Annotated in this window: 18 protein-coding genes, 1 other RNA gene and 1 pseudogene; 11 read left to right on the forward strand and 9 right to left on the reverse strand. The window is 64.0% G+C overall.

The annotated features are described in order from the left end of the window. Positions 1 to 7 precede the first annotated feature (7 nt). Together pgi and HQN78_RS05400 are read left to right on the forward strand one after the other, a co-directional pair. A pseudogene (gene pgi, locus HQN78_RS05395) lies at positions 8 to 1,655 on the forward strand (glucose-6-phosphate isomerase). A gap of 22 nt (positions 1,656 to 1,677) precedes the next feature. Beyond that, complete coding sequence (locus HQN78_RS05400) at positions 1,678 to 2,166, forward strand: CinA family protein (protein ID WP_370646600.1); 489 nt, start codon at positions 1,678 to 1,680, stop codon at positions 2,164 to 2,166. A 39-nt stretch (positions 2,167 to 2,205) separates the two neighbouring features. Here the strand turns inward: HQN78_RS05400 and xerC are convergent, their stop codons facing one another. The 4 genes from xerC to HQN78_RS05420 form a co-directional block, all read right to left on the reverse strand. Further along, positions 2,206 to 3,090, reverse strand: coding sequence for a tyrosine recombinase XerC (gene xerC / locus HQN78_RS05405; RefSeq protein WP_107798820.1), 885 nt, complete (start codon positions 3,088 to 3,090; stop codon positions 2,206 to 2,208). A 1-nt stretch (position 3,091) separates the two neighbouring features. After that, a complete protein-coding gene (locus HQN78_RS05410) occupies positions 3,092 to 3,946 on the reverse strand; it encodes a MoxR family ATPase (protein ID WP_107798821.1) in 855 nt (284 codons plus the stop codon). Between the two features lie 65 nt (positions 3,947 to 4,011). Further along, complete coding sequence (locus HQN78_RS05415) at positions 4,012 to 4,425, reverse strand: hypothetical protein (RefSeq protein ID WP_107798822.1); 414 nt, start codon at positions 4,423 to 4,425, stop codon at positions 4,012 to 4,014. A gap of 12 nt (positions 4,426 to 4,437) precedes the next feature. Beyond that, entirely contained in the window at positions 4,438 to 4,875 is a 438-nt protein-coding gene (locus HQN78_RS05420) for a thioesterase family protein (protein ID WP_235088435.1), read from the reverse strand. A 117-nt stretch (positions 4,876 to 4,992) separates the two neighbouring features. Between HQN78_RS05420 and HQN78_RS25445 the strand changes: the two genes are divergently transcribed. Further along, positions 4,993 to 5,235 (forward strand): universal stress protein, encoded by a 243-nt coding sequence (locus tag HQN78_RS25445; RefSeq protein ID WP_255701216.1) that lies wholly within the window; start codon positions 4,993 to 4,995, stop codon positions 5,233 to 5,235. Further along, entirely contained in the window at positions 5,232 to 5,441 is a 210-nt protein-coding gene (locus HQN78_RS25450) for a universal stress protein (protein ID WP_255701217.1), read from the forward strand. The genes HQN78_RS25445 and HQN78_RS25450 overlap by 4 nt, the downstream gene beginning before the upstream one ends. A gap of 125 nt (positions 5,442 to 5,566) precedes the next feature. Here HQN78_RS25450 and HQN78_RS05430 read toward each other — a convergent pair whose 3' ends face one another. Beyond that, entirely contained in the window at positions 5,567 to 5,890 is a 324-nt protein-coding gene (locus HQN78_RS05430; protein ID WP_107798825.1) for a DNA-binding transcriptional regulator, read from the reverse strand. 270 nt (positions 5,891 to 6,160) lie between these two features. Beyond that, positions 6,161 to 6,259: signal recognition particle sRNA small type (gene ffs / locus HQN78_RS05435), an RNA gene on the reverse strand. A gap of 158 nt (positions 6,260 to 6,417) precedes the next feature. On the opposite strand from ffs, the gene argE reads away from it, so the two are divergent. Both argE and HQN78_RS05445 read left to right on the forward strand, forming a co-directional pair. Then, positions 6,418 to 7,590 (forward strand): acetylornithine deacetylase, encoded by a 1,173-nt coding sequence (gene argE / locus HQN78_RS05440; RefSeq protein ID WP_235088438.1) that lies wholly within the window; start codon positions 6,418 to 6,420, stop codon positions 7,588 to 7,590. Positions 7,591 to 7,774: 184 nt separating this feature from the next. Then, positions 7,775 to 9,163, forward strand: coding sequence for a sodium-dependent transporter (locus tag HQN78_RS05445; RefSeq protein WP_227103392.1), 1,389 nt, complete (start codon positions 7,775 to 7,777; stop codon positions 9,161 to 9,163). Positions 9,164 to 9,283: 120 nt separating this feature from the next. Here HQN78_RS05445 and HQN78_RS05450 read toward each other — a convergent pair whose 3' ends face one another. Beyond that, positions 9,284 to 9,505, reverse strand: a complete 222-nt coding sequence (locus tag HQN78_RS05450; protein ID WP_235088439.1) for a hypothetical protein — start codon at positions 9,503 to 9,505, stop codon at positions 9,284 to 9,286. A gap of 220 nt (positions 9,506 to 9,725) precedes the next feature. Here HQN78_RS05450 and HQN78_RS05455 point away from each other — a divergent pair, with 220 nt between their 5' ends. The 4 genes from HQN78_RS05455 (at position 9,726) to HQN78_RS05470 (ending at position 15,348) form a co-directional block, all read left to right on the forward strand. Further along, positions 9,726 to 10,925 carry an amino acid aminotransferase gene (locus HQN78_RS05455; RefSeq protein ID WP_235089760.1) on the forward strand — a complete coding sequence of 400 codons (1,200 nt, stop codon included), beginning with the start codon at positions 9,726 to 9,728 and terminating at the stop codon, positions 10,923 to 10,925. Between the two features lie 96 nt (positions 10,926 to 11,021). Continuing rightward, positions 11,022 to 11,648 (forward strand): YbhB/YbcL family Raf kinase inhibitor-like protein, encoded by a 627-nt coding sequence (locus HQN78_RS05460; protein ID WP_235088440.1) that lies wholly within the window; start codon positions 11,022 to 11,024, stop codon positions 11,646 to 11,648. A 224-nt stretch (positions 11,649 to 11,872) separates the two neighbouring features. Continuing rightward, positions 11,873 to 12,220, forward strand: a complete 348-nt coding sequence (locus HQN78_RS05465) for a hypothetical protein (protein WP_107798831.1) — start codon at positions 11,873 to 11,875, stop codon at positions 12,218 to 12,220. Positions 12,221 to 12,411: 191 nt separating this feature from the next. Next, entirely contained in the window at positions 12,412 to 15,348 is a 2,937-nt protein-coding gene (locus tag HQN78_RS05470; protein WP_235088441.1) for a DNA translocase FtsK, read from the forward strand. Between the two features lie 71 nt (positions 15,349 to 15,419). Here HQN78_RS05470 and HQN78_RS25455 read toward each other — a convergent pair whose 3' ends face one another. Together HQN78_RS25455 and HQN78_RS05475 are read right to left on the reverse strand one after the other, a co-directional pair. Then, positions 15,420 to 15,554 carry a hypothetical protein gene (locus HQN78_RS25455; protein WP_019100128.1) on the reverse strand — a complete coding sequence of 45 codons (135 nt, stop codon included), beginning with the start codon at positions 15,552 to 15,554 and terminating at the stop codon, positions 15,420 to 15,422. 159 nt (positions 15,555 to 15,713) lie between these two features. Then, a complete protein-coding gene (locus tag HQN78_RS05475; protein WP_107798832.1) occupies positions 15,714 to 16,898 on the reverse strand; it encodes a VWA domain-containing protein in 1,185 nt (394 codons plus the stop codon). 102 nt (positions 16,899 to 17,000) lie between these two features. On the opposite strand from HQN78_RS05475, the gene HQN78_RS05480 reads away from it, so the two are divergent. Beyond that, positions 17,001 to 18,428, forward strand: a complete 1,428-nt coding sequence (locus tag HQN78_RS05480) for a coniferyl aldehyde dehydrogenase (protein WP_235088442.1) — start codon at positions 17,001 to 17,003, stop codon at positions 18,426 to 18,428. The last annotated feature ends 1 nt before the right edge of the window (position 18,429 follow it).

Consider the following 18,429-nt stretch of genomic DNA (forward strand, 5'->3'; position numbering starts at 1 on the left):
AATCCATATGGCTTCGCAACGCAGTTCCGACATTAATTCCACCCGGGTCTGGGCCCGGCTGCATCAGCATCAGCGCGCGACCCGGCACATGCATATGCGCGAGTTGTTCGACGCCGATCCGCAGCGTTTCCAGCGCTTTTCGCTGGAGCTGGACGGCCTGTTGCTGGACTACTCCAAGAACCGCATCACCGAACGTACGCTGGAGCTGTTGTTCGAATTGGCGCGCGAGGCCGATCTGGCCGGCTGGATGGAGAAAATGCGCGGCGGCGAGCGCATCAACGTCAGCGAGGACCGCGCGGTGCTGCACACCGCCTTGCGGCTGCCGGCCGGCGAGAGCCTGCTGCTGGACGGCTGCGAGCTGGTGGCCGAGGTGCAGGCGGTGCTCGCGCGGATGCGCGCTTTCAGCGAACAGGTGCGCGGCGGCGAGTGGAAAGGCTTCAGCGGCCGGCGCATCCGTCACGTGGTCAATCTGGGCATAGGCGGTTCCGATCTGGGGCCGCTGATGGTGAAAGAGGCGCTGGCCGCGTACGCGTCGCCGGAGCTGGACGTGCATTTCGTCTCCAATGTGGACGGCGCGCACGTCGCGGGCACGCTGCAGCGGCTGGACCCCGCCGAAACCCTGTTCATCATCGCGTCCAAATCCTTCACCACGCCGGAGACGCTGCTGAACGCCCAGGCGGCGCGTCAGTGGTTTTTGCAGGCGGGGAGCGAGGCCGATATCGCGCGTCATTTCGTCGCGGTGTCCACCAATCAGCCGGCGGTGCAGGCTTTCGGCATCGATCCGGCGCATATGTTCGGCTTTTGGGACTGGGTGGGCGGCCGCTACTCCACGTGGTCGGCCATCGGCCTGCCGGTGATGCTGTCGATAGGCTTCGACCGCTTCCAGGAGTTCCTGGCCGGCGGTCACGCGATGGACCGGCATTTCTTCAGCGCGCCCTTCGCCGCCAATATGCCGGTGCTGCTGGCGCTGATCGGCGTCTGGTACAACACCTTCTATCGCGCCCATACCCACGCCATCATGCCTTACGACCACGGCTTGCGGCGTCTGCCGGCCCATGTGCAGCAATTGGACATGGAGTCCAACGGCAAGCGCGTCGGCCGTTACGGCGAGGCGCTGGACTTCGACACCGGCCCGGTGATCTGGGGCGAAGAGGGGCCAATAGTCAGCACGCCTTTTTCCAGCTGCTGCATCAGGGCACGCGACTGGTGCCTTGCGACTTCATCATCCCGATGCGCAGTCATTATCCGGTGGCGGACCAGCACCAGGTGCTGGTGGCCAACTGCCTGGCCCAGACCGAAGCCTTGATGCGCGGCAAGAGCGAGGCCGAGGCGATGCGGGAGCTGGCGCATTTGCCGGGCGAGCAGCTGGACATGCTGTTGCCGCAGAAGCTCTTCCCGGGCAATCAGCCGTCCAACACCCTGGCGCTGGACGAGGTGAGTCCGCGCAGCGTGGGCATGCTGCTGGCGCTGTACGAGCACAAGGTGTTCGTGCAGGGCGTGATCTGGGGCATCAACTCCTTCGATCAGTGGGGGTGGAGTACGGCAAGCAACTGGCGCGCCGCATTCTGCCGGAGCTGGCCGCCGGCGACGACGCGCTGGCGCACGACAGCTCCACCAACGGCTTGATCCGCCATTTCAAAGCGCGGCGAGGCTGAGAGGATGGCCATGCAAGAAAGTCTGGAATTGGCTCGCCGTCTGGGCGAGCGTTTGCTGGCGGCGGGCGAGAGCGTTGCCGCCGCCGAATCCTGCACCGGCGGCATGATCGCCGCGGCGCTGACCGACATCGCCGGCAGTTCCGCCTGGTTCGGCTACGGCGTGGTCACTTACAGCAATGAGGCCAAGCAGCGTCTGCTGCGGGTGGAGGACGGCGCCTTGCGCGAGCACGGCGCGGTCAGCGAGGCGGTGGTGAGGCAGATGGCCGCCGGCGCGCAGGCGTTGTCCGGCGCGGATTGGAGCGTGGCGGTGTCCGGCGTCGCCGGCCCCGGCGGCGGCACGGCGGCCAAGCCGGTGGGGCTGGTCTGGTTCGGCATCGCCGGCCCTGACGGCTGGAGCGAGGCTTTCAGCTGCCGCTTCGACGGCGATCGCGCGCAGGTGCGCGCGCAAACCGTGATCCGCGCCTTGCAGCGTCTGGACGAGCTGTTGGCCGCGCGCAGCCGCGCGGCTTAGCGTCCACCCGCTGAAGCGCGGCGGGCTTTGAACAGGCTTTTAGTCTTTGTTGTCCGGTTTTTTGCGCGCGCGCGGGTGCGCGCCGTCGTAGACCTTGGCCAGGTGCTGGAAGTCCAGCGCGGTGTAGATCTGGGTGCTGGACAGATTGGCGTGCCCCAGCAGTTCCTGCACCGCGCGCAAGTCCCCGGATGATTGCAGCAGGTGAGAGGCGAAGGAGTGGCGCAGCATATGCGGATGCACGTGTTGTTGCGCGCCGGTCTTGATCGCCCAGTCACGCAGGCGTTTTTCCACTTGCCGTCCGCCCAGCCGTCCGCCGTGGCGGGCGATGAAAACCGCGCGCTCCTCCTGCGCCGCCTGGCGTTGCGCCAGCCAGCGTTGCAGGCAGGCGCGCGCCTCGGCGCCCAGCGGCGCAATGCGTTCCTTGCCGCCCTTGCCGCGGATGCGCAGCAGATCGTCGGAAAAGTCCAGGTCTTCCAGATTCAATCCCACCGCTTCGGACAGGCGCAGCCCGCAGGAATACATCAGCTCGAACAGCGCGCGGTCGCGTATGGAGAGCGCGTCGTTGTCGTCGATGCGGTCCAGCAAGGCCGCGGTGCTGTCCACCGGCAAGGCCTTGGGCAGCGGCTTGTCCTGTTTGGGCGCGCGCAGGCCCTGGCTGGGGTCGTCCCCGCGCTGTCCGTTGTCCAGCAGCCATTGGTAGAAGCGGCGCCAGGCGGAGAGCTTGCGCGCCAGGCTGCGGCTGTGCAGGCCTTGCGCGTGCAGCTTGGCCAGGATTCTGCGCAACTGGGCGTGTTCGGCCCGCTCCAGCGGAGCGGGGCTCAGCAGGGCGGCCAGTTGTTCCAGATCGCGCAGGTAGGCGGCGGCGGTGTGGCCGCTGCGGCCGGCCAGCGCCAGCGAGGCGGCGAAGCGCTCCAGGATGTCCATTTCAGCGGCGCAGCCTGGCCATCTGCATCAGGCGCTCGAACAATTGCAGATCCTGTTCGCTCTTGAGCAGCGCGCCCGCCAGAGGCGGCGGGGCGTTGTCCTGATGGCGCTGCTTCAGCGCGGCGGCGTCCATGTTTTCCGCCGACAGCAGTTTCAGCCAGTCCAGCAATTCCGAGGTGCTGGGTTTCTTCTTTAGGCCCGGCAGCTCGCGTATGGAGAAGAACACCTCCAGCGCTTCGCTGACCAGTTGCTGGCGCAGGGCGGGGAAGTGGGCGTCGATGATGGCCTGCATGGTGTCCCGGTCCGGGAAGCGAATGTAATGGAAGAAGCAGCGGCGCAAGAAGGCGTCCGGCAGCTCTTTTTCATTATTGGAGGTGATGATGATGATGGGGCGCTGGCGGGCGCGCACGAACTCCTGGGTTTCGTGGACGAAGAACTCCATCTGGTCCAGTTCGCGCAGCAGATCGTTGGGGAATTCGATGTCGGCCTTGTCGATTTCGTCGATCAGCAGCACCGGGGCGGCGTCGGCGTCGAAAGCCTGCCACAGCTTGCCCTTGACGATGTAGTTGCGGATGTCGTGCACGCGGGCGTCGCCCAGCTGCGAGTCGCGCAGTCGCGACACCGCGTCGTATTCGTACAGGCCGTGCTGCGCCTTGGTGGTGGACTTGATCGGCCAGACAATCAGCTCTCGGCCCAGGCTGCGGGCCACTTCCTCGGCCAGCATGGTCTTGCCGGTGCCGGGTTCGCCCTTGATCAGGAGCGGGCGCTCCAGCGTGATGGCGGCGTTCACCGCCATCATCAGGTCTTCGGTGGCGATGTAGTTGTCGGTGCCGGAAAATCGGGTATTGCTCGTCATGGGCGGGGGAGGCTTCAAAATGGCCAAAGCAGCCGCGCGGACGGCTGCTTTGGCGCGGAAAGGGGTTAACGGGCGAATTCGCGTTCCAGATCGTCCAGCGAAATGCCCCAGCTTTTCATCATATGGCTCAGCAAGGCCATTTCCGGCTCGCTGATGGTGCCGTCTGACTTGCTGATATCCATGGCCAGCACGCAGGCCAGGATGCGTTTGCGGTGGTCGCTCACCTCGGCCAGCAGGCCGTTGATGCGCTCCGCGTCCAGCAAATGAATGGTGCCGTCGTCGTTGGCTTCGTCGGAGACGTCGTCGCAGTAATCCACCAGCACCTTGGTGAACTGCTTGCGCGGCAGGCCGATCAGGTCGTAGACGTGGAGTTTCTCCAGCAGCTCCAGCTCGCGCGGGTCCATATTGCCATCCGTGATCATAAACATGGCCAGCAGGCGCGCCAGTGCTTCCGGGCTATTGAGTGCGTATTTTCTCATGACGCCTTTCCTTTATTCTGATGTGACGCCTAGCCGCTCCAGAAACGCTGGGGGCATGGCGGCAGGCTTGCGGCTGACGTAGTCGAAGAAGACTAGGCCTGTCTTCAATCTTGCCACTTCTTTCCCGGTTTTGTCATTGCTTGCCTGATAGAGCAGATCGAAACCGCGCGCGCCGACGTCGTCCACGGCCAGCGCGAAGCGCAGCACCTCGCCGTGAAAGGCCTCCGCGCGATAGAGGGTGGCGGTGTCCGCCACCACGACGCCCAGGCCCTCGATGCTGAGTTCGTGCGGATAGCCTAGACTTTGTAAAAAGCGCAGCCGCGCTTCCTGGGCCAGTCTCAGCACGGCGTCGTTGCCTAGGTGGCCGGCGTAGTTGATGTCTCCGATGCGGATGTCGACGCGGGTTTCGAATGCGAAGCGCTCAGGCAGGACAATCTGGATTCTGGGCATGATGTGGGCTTTGGGCGAGTGGTTTGGCTGAGTTGTTTGTCTTAACCTGAGTCAACAGGGCAGTGGCATGGTTTGATAGACTGCAAGTGTAAGGCAAATACAACAAGGAGCAGAGTCATGTATCAGCGCATATTCGTACCCGTGGATGATAGTGAAACCTCCAACCTGGCATTGCACGAGGCTTGCCATCTGGCCAAGGAGGTGGGCGCCAGCCTGAAGTTGGTGCATGTGGTGGATTTGGCCCAGTTCGGCTGGGGCGGCACCGAGTTTCTGGACGCGACCGAGCTGCAGAAATCGATCAAGCAGGCGGGCGAGCAGGTGTTGGCCAGGCCGGGGCCAAGGCCAAGGAGCTGGGCGTGACGGCGGATTGCAAGATCCTGGAAAGCTGGGGCGACAAAATCGCCGCGGTGCTGGTGGACGACGCCGGCGTCTGGGGCGCCGATTTGATAGTGATGGGTACCCATGGCTGGAGCGGCTTAATGCATTTGCTGATGGGCAGCGTGGCGGAGGGCGTGCTTAAACTGGCGGACGTACCGGTGTTGCTGGTGCGCAACCCGGGGGACTAGGCTGATGGCATGGCGGGCGCCTTGCATGGACGGAGTGAGGCGCGCCGTTGCTTGTCGGACAATCACGCGGGCAAAAATAAAGCCAGCCGGCATCGCTGCGGGCTGGCTTTCCTCGCGGAAGGGGATCAGCCAGCGGTGGCTTCCACGCTGCCGTCCTGGGCTTCCAGCTTGGTGCGAACCGCTTTGCGCAGACTCTTGTACAGGTCCGGGTGGGTTTCCTTCAGGTACTCGACGATTTCGAAGTCTTCGCGGCGAACCTTGGACAGGTCGATCTGCTCGACGTGAACCAGGCGCAACAGTTCGCGCACCGGCTTGGGCATGTTGCGGCCGCTTTCGTAGCGGGAGCCGCCGGACTGGGTCACGCCGATGCGGCTCCAGAATTCTTGCTGGTTCAGGCCGAGCTTGCGGCGGATCTCACGCGGGTTGGGGATCTTTTCAAACAGTTTCATGAGTGTTCCTCTCAGTATCAAAGAATATTGGTTCTAATATTTTTTAGGTTTCGTGCCCTGCACCCTAAAAATAGCAAAAAAAATCCATCAGGAATAATTCTGATGCAAAAAAGTTCATGAAGTTCCGTTAAGAGTCGACTTCGTTTTTTGCAATGTTAGTGGATTCTTATTGTCAAGGACAATGGGATTTGCAGGTCGAGACGCAAAAAGATACTGTGTGGTCGCTTTTTTGTAAAGCGTTTTGGCATTTGAGACTGAAAAAAAGGGAGGGGCGGCGAGCCTGACCCCCGGCACTTGCGCTAAATAACTGTGGCTGCTTCCTTCCGGACCTGACCAGGTTCGCTATCGCGCAATGCGGGGAGACCCGCCTCAAGAGAAGACGCATTCTAACGACAAGCGGCCGTTTTGCCAAGCTCGGCGTGCGTTTTTGTCGCGACGCCGGCCGCGGCGTCGGTTGCCGAAGCGCGGCCGCGCAGGCAGACTGGGCGGCATCTATATTAATACCGCGGCAAGCGTGGGAGTGTGTGATGGTTCAATCGGCGCAAGAACTGTTGGCGGAACTGATTCGCTTCGACACCACCAGCCGGCATTCCAATCTGCAATTGATCGAGTGGACGCGCGCTTATCTGTCGCAATTGGGCGTGGAGTCCACGCTGACCTTCAACGACGAGGGCAGCAAGGCCAATCTGTTCGCCCGCATCGGCGCGCCGGAGCTGCCGCTGGTGGTGCTGTCCGGCCATAGCGACGTGGTGCCGGTGGACGGCCAGGTCTGGAGCAGCGATCCCTTCGTTCTGACCGACAAGGGCGATGGTCGCTTGTATGGCCGCGGCTCCGCCGATATGAAGGGCTTCATCGCCTGCGTGCTGTCGCTGGCGCCCTGGTTCGCGGAGTTGGCCGCGCGCGGAGAATTAAGGCAGGGCATAGGCATCGCCCTGTCTTACGACGAGGAAGTCGGCTGCCTGGGCGTGGGCCGGCTGATAGACCGCCTGGCGGAGGACGGGGTCAAGGTGTCGGGCTGCATCGTCGGCGAGCCCACCAGCATGCAGCCGGTGATCGCGCACAAGGGCATCGCTCATTTCCTGTGCAAGGTGGGCGGCCGCGCCGCGCATTCCTCGCTCACCCCGCAAGGCGTCAACGCCATCGAGTTCGCCGCGCGGCTGATCACCCATATCCGCAAGCTGGCCGACGCCGAAGCGTCCTTCGGCCATCGTCAGTCCTTATATGATGTGCCGTTCACCACCTTGCAGACCGGCACCATTCATGGCGGCACCGCCTGCAATATCGTGCCCAAGGATTGCGAATTCATGTTCGAGTGCCGCTGGTTGCCGGGCGATGGGCCTGAGCGTTTTGTCAGTTCCGTCCGGGACTACGCCGCCACCTTGTTGCTGGAGATGCGCGAGGTGGCGCCGGAGGCGCAGATCGAGATCGAACGGGTGGTGTACAGCCCGGCCTTCGAATCGTCTGAAGACAGCGCAGTGCGCCGCACCGTGGCGCGCTTGTGCGGCTGCGACGGCGGCAAGGGCGTCGCCTACACCACCGAGGCCGGCCTGTTCAGCGAGGCCGGCATCGCTTGCGTGGTGTTGGGGCCCGGCAACATCGAACAAGCGCACCGGCCCGACGAATACATCGACATCGATCAACTGGAGCAGTGCGCGGCCTGGTTGCGGCGACTGGGAGATGAGCTGACGCAAAAACCGTGAAGATTTTTTTGCGCTGATGACCGAATAGCCGCAAAATCGCTGCCGGCGACAAGCCGAACACTCAAGTTGCCCGCCGGGGGATCCCTTAGGCGGGCTTGTTTTATGGCGGCGTGAGCAGCTGTTCAACGCCCGGTCCCAAGGGCCGGCGAGCGTTGGCGCCGCGGTAGTCAGAAAGAAAAAATAAATGAGTCAGAACGTGGGATCTGTGCGGCAGGGAGGCGCGGCCAAGTCGCGAGACGGCTTCACCTCCAGCTTTGGCGTGTTGGCGGCGACTCTCGGTTCCGCCGTGGGCCTCGGCAATATCTGGAAGTTTCCTTATCTGACCGGCACCAATGGCGGCGCCGGTTTTTTGGTGGTGTACGTGCTGGCCACGCTGCTGGTGGGCTTGCCGGTGATGATCGCCGAGATCATGCTGGGCCGCAAAGCCAAGCGCGACGCGGTGACGGCGCTGAAGACGCTGGCGCCGGCCGGTCAGCCCTGGTGGCTGATCAGCGCTTTCGGCGTGCTGGCCGCCTTCCTGATCATGGCTTTCTATTCCGAAGTGGCGGCCTGGGTCTTCGCCTATGTGTTCAAGTCCTTGGGCGGCGGCCTCTTGTCCAGCGATCCCAAGGTGACCTCGCAGGCGTTTGGCGCCTTGATCTCCGATCCGGTGCAATCCTTGCTGTGGCAATGGCTGGTCTTGCTGCTGATAGGCGGCATTCTGCTGATGGGGGTGTCCAAAGGCATCGAGGCGGTGACCAAGAAGCTGATGCCCTTGCTGTTCCTGCTGTTGCTGGTGATAGGCGCGCGCAGCCTGATGCTGCCCGGCGCGGCCAAAGGGCTGGACTTCCTGTTTACCCCCGATTTTTCCAAGATCAGCGGCGCGGTGGTGCTGACCGCGGTGGGGCTGGCCTTCTTCAAGCTGTCCATAGGCATGGGCACCATGATTACCTACGGCAGCTATTTCCGCGATGATCAGAACATCCCGGTCACCACCTTCCGGGTGATGTGCGCGGACCTGTTCGTTTCCCTGCTGGCAGGCATCGCTATTTTCCCCGCGGTGTTCGCTTTCGGCTTTGAGCCGGCGGCGGGCCCGTCGCTGCTCTTCATCACCATCCCGGCGGTGTTCGCCAGCATGCCGCTGGGCAATGTGTTCATGGTGGCCTTCTTCGTGCTGGCCGCGATCGCCGCCACCGGCGCGATGCTGTCCATTCTGGAAGTGCCGGTGTCGGTGTTCAGCGAGCGCTTCGGCATCAGCCGCGTCAAGGCCACGGTGATCAACCTGCTGCTGCTGGCCTTGGTGGGCGCGGGCTGCGCCTTGTCCAACAGCACGCTGTCCGGCTTCAAGCTCTTCGGCATGACCTTGTTCGATCTGTTCGACTTCGTGACCTCCAATCTGCTGATGCCATTGGGCGGCATCTTCCTCTGCCTGTTCGTTGGCTGGGTGTGGGGCTTCGAACAGCTGAAGCAGGCGCTGAGCAATCAGGGCGCCCTGAAGAACGAGGGCTTGTTGAAAGCGCTGTTCTTCGTGCTGCGCTATGTGTCGCCGCTGTTGATCCTGGTGGTGATGCTGAAGGGCCTGGGCGTGATTTGAGCCCGTGCCGTCAAACAGAAAAAGGAGCCGCGAGGCTCCTTTTTTCATGCTGGCCGGCAGGGGTTTAGGGCTGGGCGGCGTCGTCTTCCGGGATCACCACCGGCGGCGGGGTGAAGCCGTTCAGTTCGCGGGCGTTTTTTCCAACAGCAGCACAATGCTGGTGTTGAGCGCGCCGAAAGCCCAGCTGACCAGGAAAAACACCGAGTAGGCCGATAGCTTGTCGTTGAACAGGGTTTTGCCGTGCAGACTGAGCTCGGCCGGATCGAAAATGGAGAAGAACACCCCTGTCGCCAGAATGGCGATGATGAAGGAGGGCCAGAACAGCAAGATGCCTTTTTTCATTGAGTCATGCTCCTGTGGCTGCCGCAAGGAAATGCTTGGGTGGCTGATGTCAGGGTAATGGCCGGGCGACGCACTGTCAAAACGCGGCGACGGTGGATGAGAGCCCGGAGAACGGCTCTCCATGTTAGACTGTGGCCATCCGGTTTTTCTTGTCCAGCCGGCCAGGGCGAGCGCTTTTGGCCGGTTGTTGCGTAAAGTAATGGAGCCTTGCATGACCTCGATCTTCTCCGCCGTAGAACTGGCGCCGCGCGACCCTATCCTGGGCCTGAACGAAGCATTCAACGCCGACACCCGCACCACCAAGGTGAATCTGGGCGTTGGCGTTTATTCCGACGACAACGGCAAGATTCCGCTGTTGGCGGCGGTGAAGGCGGCGGAGAAGGCGCGTCTTGAAACCATGCCGCCGCGCGGCTACCAGCCGATCGAAGGCGCTCAGGCTTACGACAGCGCGGTGCAGAACCTGCTGTTCGGCGCGGACAGCGAGCTGATCAAGGCGGGCCAGGTGGTGACGGCTCAAGCGCTGGGCGGCACCGGCGCCCTGAAAATCGGCGCGGACTTCCTGAAGCGCCTGAACCCGGCGGCCAGGGTCTATATCAGCAACCCGAGCTGGGAAAACCACCGCGCGCTGTTCGAGTCCGCCGGCTTCGAGGTGGAAAACTACCCGTATTACGACGCGGCCACCCGCGGCGTCGATTTCGAAGGCATGCGCGCCTTCCTGGCGCAACTGCCGGCCGGCTCCGTGATCGTGCTGCACGCTTGCTGCCACAATCCCACCGGCGCCGACCTGTCCGACGCGCAATGGGCCGAGGTGGTGCGGGTCTGCCGCGAGCGCGGCCTGGTACCTTTCCTGGACATGGCTTATCAGGGCTTTGCCGACGGCATCGACGCCGACGCCGTCGCCGTGCGCCTGTTCTCGGCCTCCGGCCTGCAGTTCTTCGTGTCCAGCTCCTTCTCCAAGAGCTTCTCGCTGTACGGCGAGCGCGTGGGCGCCTTGTCCATCGTCACCGCCGGCAAGGAAGAATCCGCGCGCGTGCTGTCCCAACTGAAGCGCGTGATCCGCACCAACTATTCCAACCCGCCGATTCACGGCGGCGCGGTGGTGGCCGCGGTGCTGTCCAACCCTGAACTGCGCCAGCTGTGGGAAGACGAACTGGCCGGCATGCGCGATCGCATTCGCGCGATGCGCGTCGGCTTGGTCGAGGCGATCAAGGCCGAAGGCGTGGCTCAGGACTTCTCCTTTGTCGCCCAGCAGCGCGGCATGTTCTCCTATACCGGCCTGAGCGCGGCCCAGGTGGAGCGCTTGCGCGCCGACTTCGGCATCTACGCCGTGTCCACCGGACGCATCTGCCTGGCGGCGTTGAACAGCAAGAACCTGACCTATGTGGCTTCCGCCATCGCCCAGGTGGTGAAGGCGGGCTAAGCCTGGCCGGTTTTGATATCCAGCATCGCCAAAGCCCCGCAAGTCGGGGCTTTTTTTCAATCGGCCTATCGCCGGCCGTAGTCAAGGAGCAGATTCATGCAATTGCACAGCCGCAGCTTTCAAGACGGGGAACGCATTCCGGGCCGCCTGGCCTTCTGCGTGCCGGACGCCGACAGCCATGTCGCGCTGTCCGACAACCTCAACCCGCATCTGGTCTGGAGCGGAGCGCCGGAGGGGACGCGCTCGTTCGCGCTGATATGCCATGATCCGGACGTGCCGTCGCGCGGCGACGACGTCAATCAGGAGGGCAGGGAGGTGCCGGCGGATCTGCCGCGGGTGGACTTCTATCACTGGCTGCTGCTGGACGTTCCCGCCGGACAGAGCGAGATCGCCGAGGGCGGCCACAGCGCGGGGGTGAGCGCGCGCGGCAAGAGCGGTCCGGACGCGCCACAGGGCTTGCGTCACGGCATCAACGACTACACCGGCTGGTTCGCCGGCGACGCGGCTATGGCCGGCGACTACTACGGCTACGACGGCCCCTGCCCGCCGTGGAACGACAGCCTGGAGCACCGCTACGTTTTCACCGTCTACGCCTTGGATGTGGCAGCTTTGCCGGTGGACGGCGTCTTGACGCCTGCCAACATCGTCGCGGTTTTGGACGGCCATGTGTTGGCCTCGGCCAGCTTGAGCGGCCGCTATACGCTAAATCCGCGTTTGCTGTAATCGTCCCGCAATGTGAAGAAGTGGCAAAAAGGACAGTTTGTCCGTCTCGCAACGCAGAGGCCTCTGGCAAGGGATTGCAGTAGGCCAATGAAATGCAGCATGATGTTGCGGCGTTTCCCGTCTCCGCGGCTGATTTAGTTCGGGAGCCCGCGCCCGCGCGGCGCTTTGAACCGCGGCCAGCCCAAAGCGGCAAACGATAACAACATCAAAGGGGATTAACTGTCATGGTTGCAAACACTGTTAAAGACAAGCTGCCGGCCGCCGCGTTGGCGACGGGCGCTTTTGACGCGGACGATGCCGATGTGCGCAACAATCTGGGGCTGATGGGCTTGTTGGATGTGAACTCCGGCGATGGCCGCTATCGCCTGACCGCGACGCTGGAGCCGGAAGTCGAAGGCGTGGACGACGTTCAGGCCTGGGTGTTGGAAATGGAGCTCGTGACCCTGGCCACCGGCCAGGTGCTGCGTTGCAAACAGGCCGGCGTCGCCTACGCCGGCCCCACGCCGGGCAGCCATCTGCGCCGCTTGTTGGCCAATGGTCAGCTGCAGGGGTATTTGCAACTGGCCGCCTAGCCGGACCGCGCCGCCAGCAGGGATTAAGCCGCCGCATCATGCCGCGGCTTAATTTTTTTCTCCGCCTGGGCGCTCATCGTCCGCGCGCGCCTGCCGCGAACACTATAAAAAACGGTACAATCGCCGCAGTCGGGCTCGCAGCGGGTGCGGGGCCGGCCGTTAATTTTCGACATCGTCAGAGGTTGTGAACTGTGTGGTTTGTGCTGTGTGTGCTGCTGTTGGTGCTGGGTGCGCTGGCTTGGCTGGTGTATACCGGCCGCGTCGTCTTGTCCGAATGGACCCAAAAGCTGGATCGCTTGTTGGGCATGTCGCCGACGGAGCGTCATGAGCCGGACTACTTCGTGGAGGAGGCCGACGCCGGGCCGCACGCCGCGGAGGCGTGGAGCCGTTCTCGGATCGAGCCGATCGCGCCCCGCGACGCGTCTCCCGCTTCAGCCGAGCCGGAGCCGGTCAGACCGTCCGCGCCGCAGCCGTCCCCTGAACGCGAAGCGCCGCCGGCCGCCGTCGAACGCGAAACCGTAGTCTTGCCGAAACGGCCGGCCGCGCCGCCGCAGGCCAAGCCGGAACTGCCGACGCTGGAACTGTCCCGCGAATACCGCAAGCGCGTGCGCCAGCCGTCGGCCGAGCAAGAACAGGCCAAGGATCTGCCGGTGATCGGCCTGCATGAGCTGCAACATAATCTGCAGTCGGATTACCGTCGCCGCCAGGCCTCCCGGGTTCTGACGCAGAGCGCCAAGGATCAGGGCGCGTCCGCCTTGCCGGTGATCGAGCCCAGCGAGGTGCGCGAGCAGTTGCGCCACATCCATTCCAAGCGCGGCAAAACCATGGCCGCGCCTCAAGCTTTCGTGATTCGCTCCCAGGCGCTCAAGCCGCAAGAGGCGGAGGAGCCGCAAATCGTGCCGCCGCCCGTGGTGCGGCATGAATTGCCGGCCAGCGCGCGGCCCGCGCATCACGGCTGGCTGTCTCCGCCGCCCGCGCAGGCGCGACCGGCGCCGCCGTTGATCGAGCCCGAAGTGGTGGCGTTCGAGGAGATGTCCGCGCCGATGGCGGAGATCGCGCCGCCTAGGCCGGAGGACGAGGCCCAGGCCCCGTCGTCGGAGCCGGCGTCGCCGGTATTCGCGCCGGTCGAGCCCGCCGCGCCGGCGTTTCTGCTTGACGTGGAGCCCAGGTCCGAGCCGGAATGGTCGTCGGCCGAGGCCGCGCCGCCGGTGCCCGCGGCCGACGAGGCGGCGTTGCCGCTTATCGACCCGGTTCCGGTTTCCGTTCCGCAGACCGTAGACGAAGCGGAGCCGACGCGGCCGCCGGAGCCGGCGCCGTGGCGCTGGCCGCAAACGCGCTCGGTTCTGGTGCAGGAGGATGAAAAGCCCGCGGTGGTGCAGCAGGCGGTGTTGCCGACGGAAGAGCCGCCTTCGGCGGCGGCCGCGGCGCGGCAGCTGGCGGCCAAGCCCATGCCCTGGGTCTTGATCGAGCCGCCGGCGGCGGAAGCGAAGCCGGCGGAAGTCTTGGCCGAGCTTCGTCCGCCCTGGGACGCCGAGCCGGCGCCGGAGGCGCCCGAGGCATGGGCGCGGCAGGCGCAGGCCGAGGTGGAGCAGGCGGCGACGCCGGAAGCCAAAGCGGAAGCCAAGCCGCGGCCGGTATACGACGATTACGGTTTGCCGGGGCTGGATTTGCTGCGCCCGGCGGACGAGGCGACGGTGACGTGCTCGGAGGAGGAGTTGCTGGAGCGCGGCATCGTCATCGAGGAAAAGCTGGCCGAGTTCAAGGTCAAGGTCAGCGTGGTGGACGCTTACGCCGGCCCGGTGATCACCCGTTACGAGGTGGAGCCGGCGGTGGGCGTGCGCGGCAATCAGGTGGTCAATCTGATGAAGGATTTGTCGCGCGCGCTGGGCCTGGCCGCGATCCGGGTGGTGGAAACCATACCCGGCAAAACCTGCATGGGTCTGGAGCTGCCCAATCCCAAGCGCCAGATGATACGTTTGTCCGAGATCTTCTCCTCCGAAGTGTTCCAGCAGCCGCGTTCTCGCCTGACCCTGGCCTTGGGCAAGGACATCACCGGCCAGCCGGTGGCGATGGATCTGGCCAAGGCGCCGCATCTATTGGTGGCCGGCACCACCGGTTCCGGCAAATCGGTGGGCGTCAACGCGATGATTTTGTCCATGCTGTACAAGGCGCGGCCGGACGAAGTGCGCTTCATCATGATAGATCCCAAGATGCTGGAACTGTCGGTGTACAACGACATCCCGCATCTGCTGGCTCCGGTGGTCACCGATATGAAGCTGGCGGCCAACGCCTTGAACTGGTGCGTGGGCGAGATGGAGCGCCGCTACCGGCTGATGAGCGCGCTGGGCGTGCGCAATCTGGCCGGCTACAACGACAAGGTGAGCGAGGCCGAAGCCATGGGGCAGCGCATCGGCAATCCGTTCAGCCTGACGCCGGAAACGCCGGAGCCCTTGGAGGCCTTGCCCTTCATCGTGGTGGTGGTGGACGAGTTCGCCGATCTGATGATGGTGGCCGGCAAGAAGATCGAGGAATTGATCGCGCGGCTGGCGCAGAAGGCGCGCGCCGCCGGCATCCATTTGATCCTGGCCACTCAGCGGCCGTCGGTGGACGTGATCACCGGTCTGATCAAGGCCAATATTCCGACGCGGATCGCCTTCCAGGTGTCCAGCAAGGTGGACAGCCGCACCATTCTGGACCAGATGGGCGCGGAAAGCCTGCTGGGTCAGGGCGATATGCTGTTCCTGCCGCCGGGCACCGGTTATCCGCAGCGCGTGCACGGCGCCTTCGTCACCGACGACGAAGTGCACGCCATCGTCGAACATCTGAAGCAGTTCGGCGAGCCCGATTATGTGGAAGGCCTGCTGACCGGCGAGAGCGAGGCGGAGGAGGAGTCCGCCGCGGCCACGGCCAAGGCGCAGGCGGCGACGGAAAGCGACCCGCTGTACGACGAGGCGGTGGAAATCGTGATGCGCACCCGCAAGCCGTCTATTTCATCGGTGCAGCGCCATCTGCGCATAGGCTATAACCGCGCCGCGCGGCTGATCGAGGAAATGGAAGCGGCGGGCATCGTCAGCCCGATGGAAAGCAACGGCAACCGGACGGTGCTGGTGCCGCAGCGCGAGTTCTGATCCGCGTGTCGCCGCATGAAAAAAGCGCGCCCTAGCGGCGCGCTTTTTCGTTTCTTATGCGTGGACGGGGGTCAGCGACGGCGCTGGTCCTGATCGTTGCGAATGCGGATCGGAGCCAGTTGGTCCTGGTCTTCCACCGGGCCGCTCAACATCTTGGCGACGACGACCACAGCGGCGATGAGGGCGAATAAAAGCAAAATTTCCATGGCATGGCTCCCCGAGGCTTGAGTACGAACTTGTTGGTGAAGACGATTGCCGGCCAACCGGCCTGGAAGCAAAGTCGTCTATGGCGGCCCCCTGTGATTTCATTCTGGAACACAAGCCGCCGCAAGCTCAAGTAATAATTTGTGTCGGAAAGTTAAAATTCAAGGCGCGCTGCGCTTCAGCGCCCGCATCGCCTGATCAATGCCTTGCAACGTCAGCCCGTACATGCGCCCGGACATCAGTTGTCGCAGCATGTGCAGCGATTGGGTGTAGTCCCAGTGCGCCTCCGGCACCGGGTTGAGCCAGGCGGCGTGCTTGAAGTGAGCGAGCAGGCGGCGCAGCCAGACTTCGCCGGCCTCCTGGTTCATGTGTTCCACGCTGCCGCCCGGATAGCTGATCTCATAGGGGCTCATGGTGGCGTCGCCGACGATGATCAGTTTGTAATCGCCGCCGAAAGTATGGATCAGGTCCCAGGTGGGCAGGGTCTGGGTGTGGCGGCGGGCGTTGTCCTTCCATACCGCTTCGTAGACGCAGTTGTGGAAGTAGAAATACTCCAGGTGCTTGAACTCGGACTTCACCGCCGAGAACAGTTCCTCGCAGGCCTTGACGTGGTCGTCCATCGAGCCGCCGATGTCGAACAGCACCAGCACCTTGACCGCGTTGCGCAGCTCGCGCTGCATGCGCAGGTCCAGCATGCCGGCCTTGCCGGCGGTGGCGGCGATGGTGGCGTCCAGATCCAGCACTTCCTCGGCGCCGTCGCGGGCGAACTCGCGCAGCCGGCGCAGCGCGATCTTGAGATTGCGGGTGCCCAGCTCGACCGAGTCGTCGAAATTGCGGAATTCGCGTTGGTCCCACACTTTCACCGCGCGGCGATGGCGCGACTCATGCTGGCCGATGCGGATGCCGGCCGGGTTGTAGCCGAAGGCGCCGAAGGGGCTGGTGCCGCCGGTGCCTATCCATTTATTGCCGCCCTGGTGCCGTTCCTGCTGCTCTTGCAGCCGCTGGCGCAGGGTGTCCATCAACTGCTCCCAGCCCAGCGCCTCCAGGCGGCGCTTGTCTTCCTCGGACAGGTGCTTTTCCACCTGCTTGCGCAGCCAGTCTTCCGGGATGCCGGTTTTCAGTTCGTCCAGCGCCAGCGACAGGCCTTTGAAATGGCTGCCGAACACTTGGTCGAAACGGTCGAAGTGTTTCTCATCCTTGATCAGCGCGGTGCGCGCCAGATAGTAAAACGCGTCCAGATCGCCGAAGGCGACGCGTTTTTGCAGCGCCTCCAGTAAGGTGAGGAATTCTTTCAGCGTGACCGGCAGGCCGGCTTCGCGCAGGGCGTAAAAAAAATCGATCAACATGGCGCGGCTAGAGGGTGACAGCGTGGGTGGGCGATGATATTCTTGTTTTAGAGTCACGGCTCTAAACAATCGTTCGGATACTGCTATCCTAAGGATAATACAATGAATGCCGCCGCCATGCCCATTTGCCGGGATGATCATCTGCAAGCGGAGTTTTCCCGCCTGTACCGCCTTAGCCGGGCTTCAGCGTTTCCGCCGCTGGAGCAGCGCCAGGATTGGCTCAAGTGCCTGGAGAGCATGTTGCAGGACAACCGCCAGGCTTTCGTCGACGCCATCAGCCAGGACTTCGGCCACCGCAGCGCGGTGGAAACCCGGCTGGCCGAGCTGTTTCCCTCGCTGGAGGCCATACGTTACGCGCGTCGGCGGCTGCGGCGCTGGATGCGGCCGGAACGGCGCGGGGTGTCTATGTGGTTCCAGCCGGCCGGCAATAGCGTGATGCCGCAGCCCTTGGGCGTCATCGGCGTGCTGGTGCCGTGGAACTATCCCTTGTTTCTGGCGCTGGGGCCGGTGGTGTCCGCCTTGGCGGCCGGCAACCGGGTGATGGTGAAGATGTCGGAATACACGCCGGCAACCGGCACGCTGTTGCAGCGCCTGGCCGAGCGCTATCTGGGGCCGGAGGTGATGGTCGTGGTCAACGGCGACGCCGAACTGGCCCAGGACTTCAGCAGGCTGCCTTTCGACCATCTGTTCTTCACCGGCTCCACCGCGGTGGGCCGTCACGTCATGCGCGCGGCGGCGGAGAATCTGACGCCGGTGACCTTGGAGCTGGGCGGCAAATCGCCGGTCATCGTCGCCCGGGGCGCCGATCTGCGTCACGCGGCCGAGGCCATCGTCGCCGGCAAAATGCTGAACGCCGGCCAGACCTGCGTGGCGCCGGACTATGTGCTGGTCAACGACAAGGACCGCGAGGCTTTGCTGGACGAGTTGCGCGGCGCGGCGCGGCGCGCCTATCCGACGCTGGCGGACAATCCCGATTACAGCGCCATCATCAACGAGCGTCATTGCCAGCGCCTGCTGCAATGGCTGGAGGAGGCGCGCGCGGCCGGCGCCGAGGTGGAGCAGATCAACCCGGCGGCGGAGGACTGGCGGCCCAGCCGCAAATTCCCGCTGACCCTGGTGCAGGGCTGCCCGGAAGACGCGACTTTGTTGCGGGAGGAGATTTTCGGGCCGATTCTGCCGGTGCTGAGTTACGACAAATTCGACGAGGCGCTGGCCTACGTCAACGCGCGGCCGCGGCCGCTGGCCTTGTATCTGTTCGACCGGGATGCGCTGCGCATAGAGAAAACCTTGCGCGAAACCGTGTCGGGCGGGGTGGCGATCAACGACATCGCCCTGCAGGTGGTGCAGGAGGATTTGCCTTTCGGCGGCGTCGGCCCGTCCGGGATGGGGCATTGTCACGCCAAGGAGGGCTTTATGGCCTTCTCCAAGCTCAAGCCGGTGTTCCGGCAAAGCCGCTGGGCCGGCACCGCCTTGACGCGCGCGCCTTACGGCGCCGGCGTGGAGCGGCTGTTGAAGTGGATGCTGCGCTGAG

This window comes from Chromobacterium sp. Beijing (assembly GCF_021496765.1).
Taxonomy (GTDB): Bacteria; Pseudomonadota; Gammaproteobacteria; order Burkholderiales; family Chromobacteriaceae; genus Chromobacterium.

What these genes read in the sequence shown, in the direction of transcription:
- HQN78_RS05475 (WP_107798832.1), bottom strand. Translation starts at nt 16,898, where the DNA reads ATGTTGATCGATTTTTTTTACGCCCTGCGCGAAGCCGGCCTGCCGGTC.
- HQN78_RS05450 (WP_235088439.1), bottom strand. Translation starts at nt 9,505, where the DNA reads ATGAAAAAAGGCATCTTGCTGTTCTGGCCCTCCTTCATCATCGCCATT.
- HQN78_RS05480 (WP_235088442.1), top strand. Translation starts at nt 17,001, where the DNA reads ATGAATGCCGCCGCCATGCCCATTTGCCGGGATGATCATCTGCAAGCG.
- xerC (WP_107798820.1), bottom strand. Translation starts at nt 3,090, where the DNA reads ATGGACATCCTGGAGCGCTTCGCCGCCTCGCTGGCGCTGGCCGGCCGC.
- HQN78_RS05430 (WP_107798825.1), bottom strand. Translation starts at nt 5,890, where the DNA reads ATGAAACTGTTTGAAAAGATCCCCAACCCGCGTGAGATCCGCCGCAAG.
- argE (WP_235088438.1), top strand. Translation starts at nt 6,418, where the DNA reads ATGGTTCAATCGGCGCAAGAACTGTTGGCGGAACTGATTCGCTTCGAC.
- HQN78_RS25445 (WP_255701216.1), top strand. Translation starts at nt 4,993, where the DNA reads ATGTATCAGCGCATATTCGTACCCGTGGATGATAGTGAAACCTCCAAC.
- HQN78_RS25455 (WP_019100128.1), bottom strand. Translation starts at nt 15,554, where the DNA reads ATGGAAATTTTGCTTTTATTCGCCCTCATCGCCGCTGTGGTCGTCGTC.
- HQN78_RS05445 (WP_227103392.1), top strand. Translation starts at nt 7,775, where the DNA reads ATGAGTCAGAACGTGGGATCTGTGCGGCAGGGAGGCGCGGCCAAGTCG.
- HQN78_RS05415 (WP_107798822.1), bottom strand. Translation starts at nt 4,425, where the DNA reads ATGAGAAAATACGCACTCAATAGCCCGGAAGCACTGGCGCGCCTGCTG.
- HQN78_RS05410 (WP_107798821.1), bottom strand. Translation starts at nt 3,946, where the DNA reads ATGACGAGCAATACCCGATTTTCCGGCACCGACAACTACATCGCCACC.
- HQN78_RS05460 (WP_235088440.1), top strand. Translation starts at nt 11,022, where the DNA reads ATGCAATTGCACAGCCGCAGCTTTCAAGACGGGGAACGCATTCCGGGC.
- HQN78_RS05465 (WP_107798831.1), top strand. Translation starts at nt 11,873, where the DNA reads ATGGTTGCAAACACTGTTAAAGACAAGCTGCCGGCCGCCGCGTTGGCG.
- HQN78_RS05420 (WP_235088435.1), bottom strand. Translation starts at nt 4,875, where the DNA reads ATGCCCAGAATCCAGATTGTCCTGCCTGAGCGCTTCGCATTCGAAACC.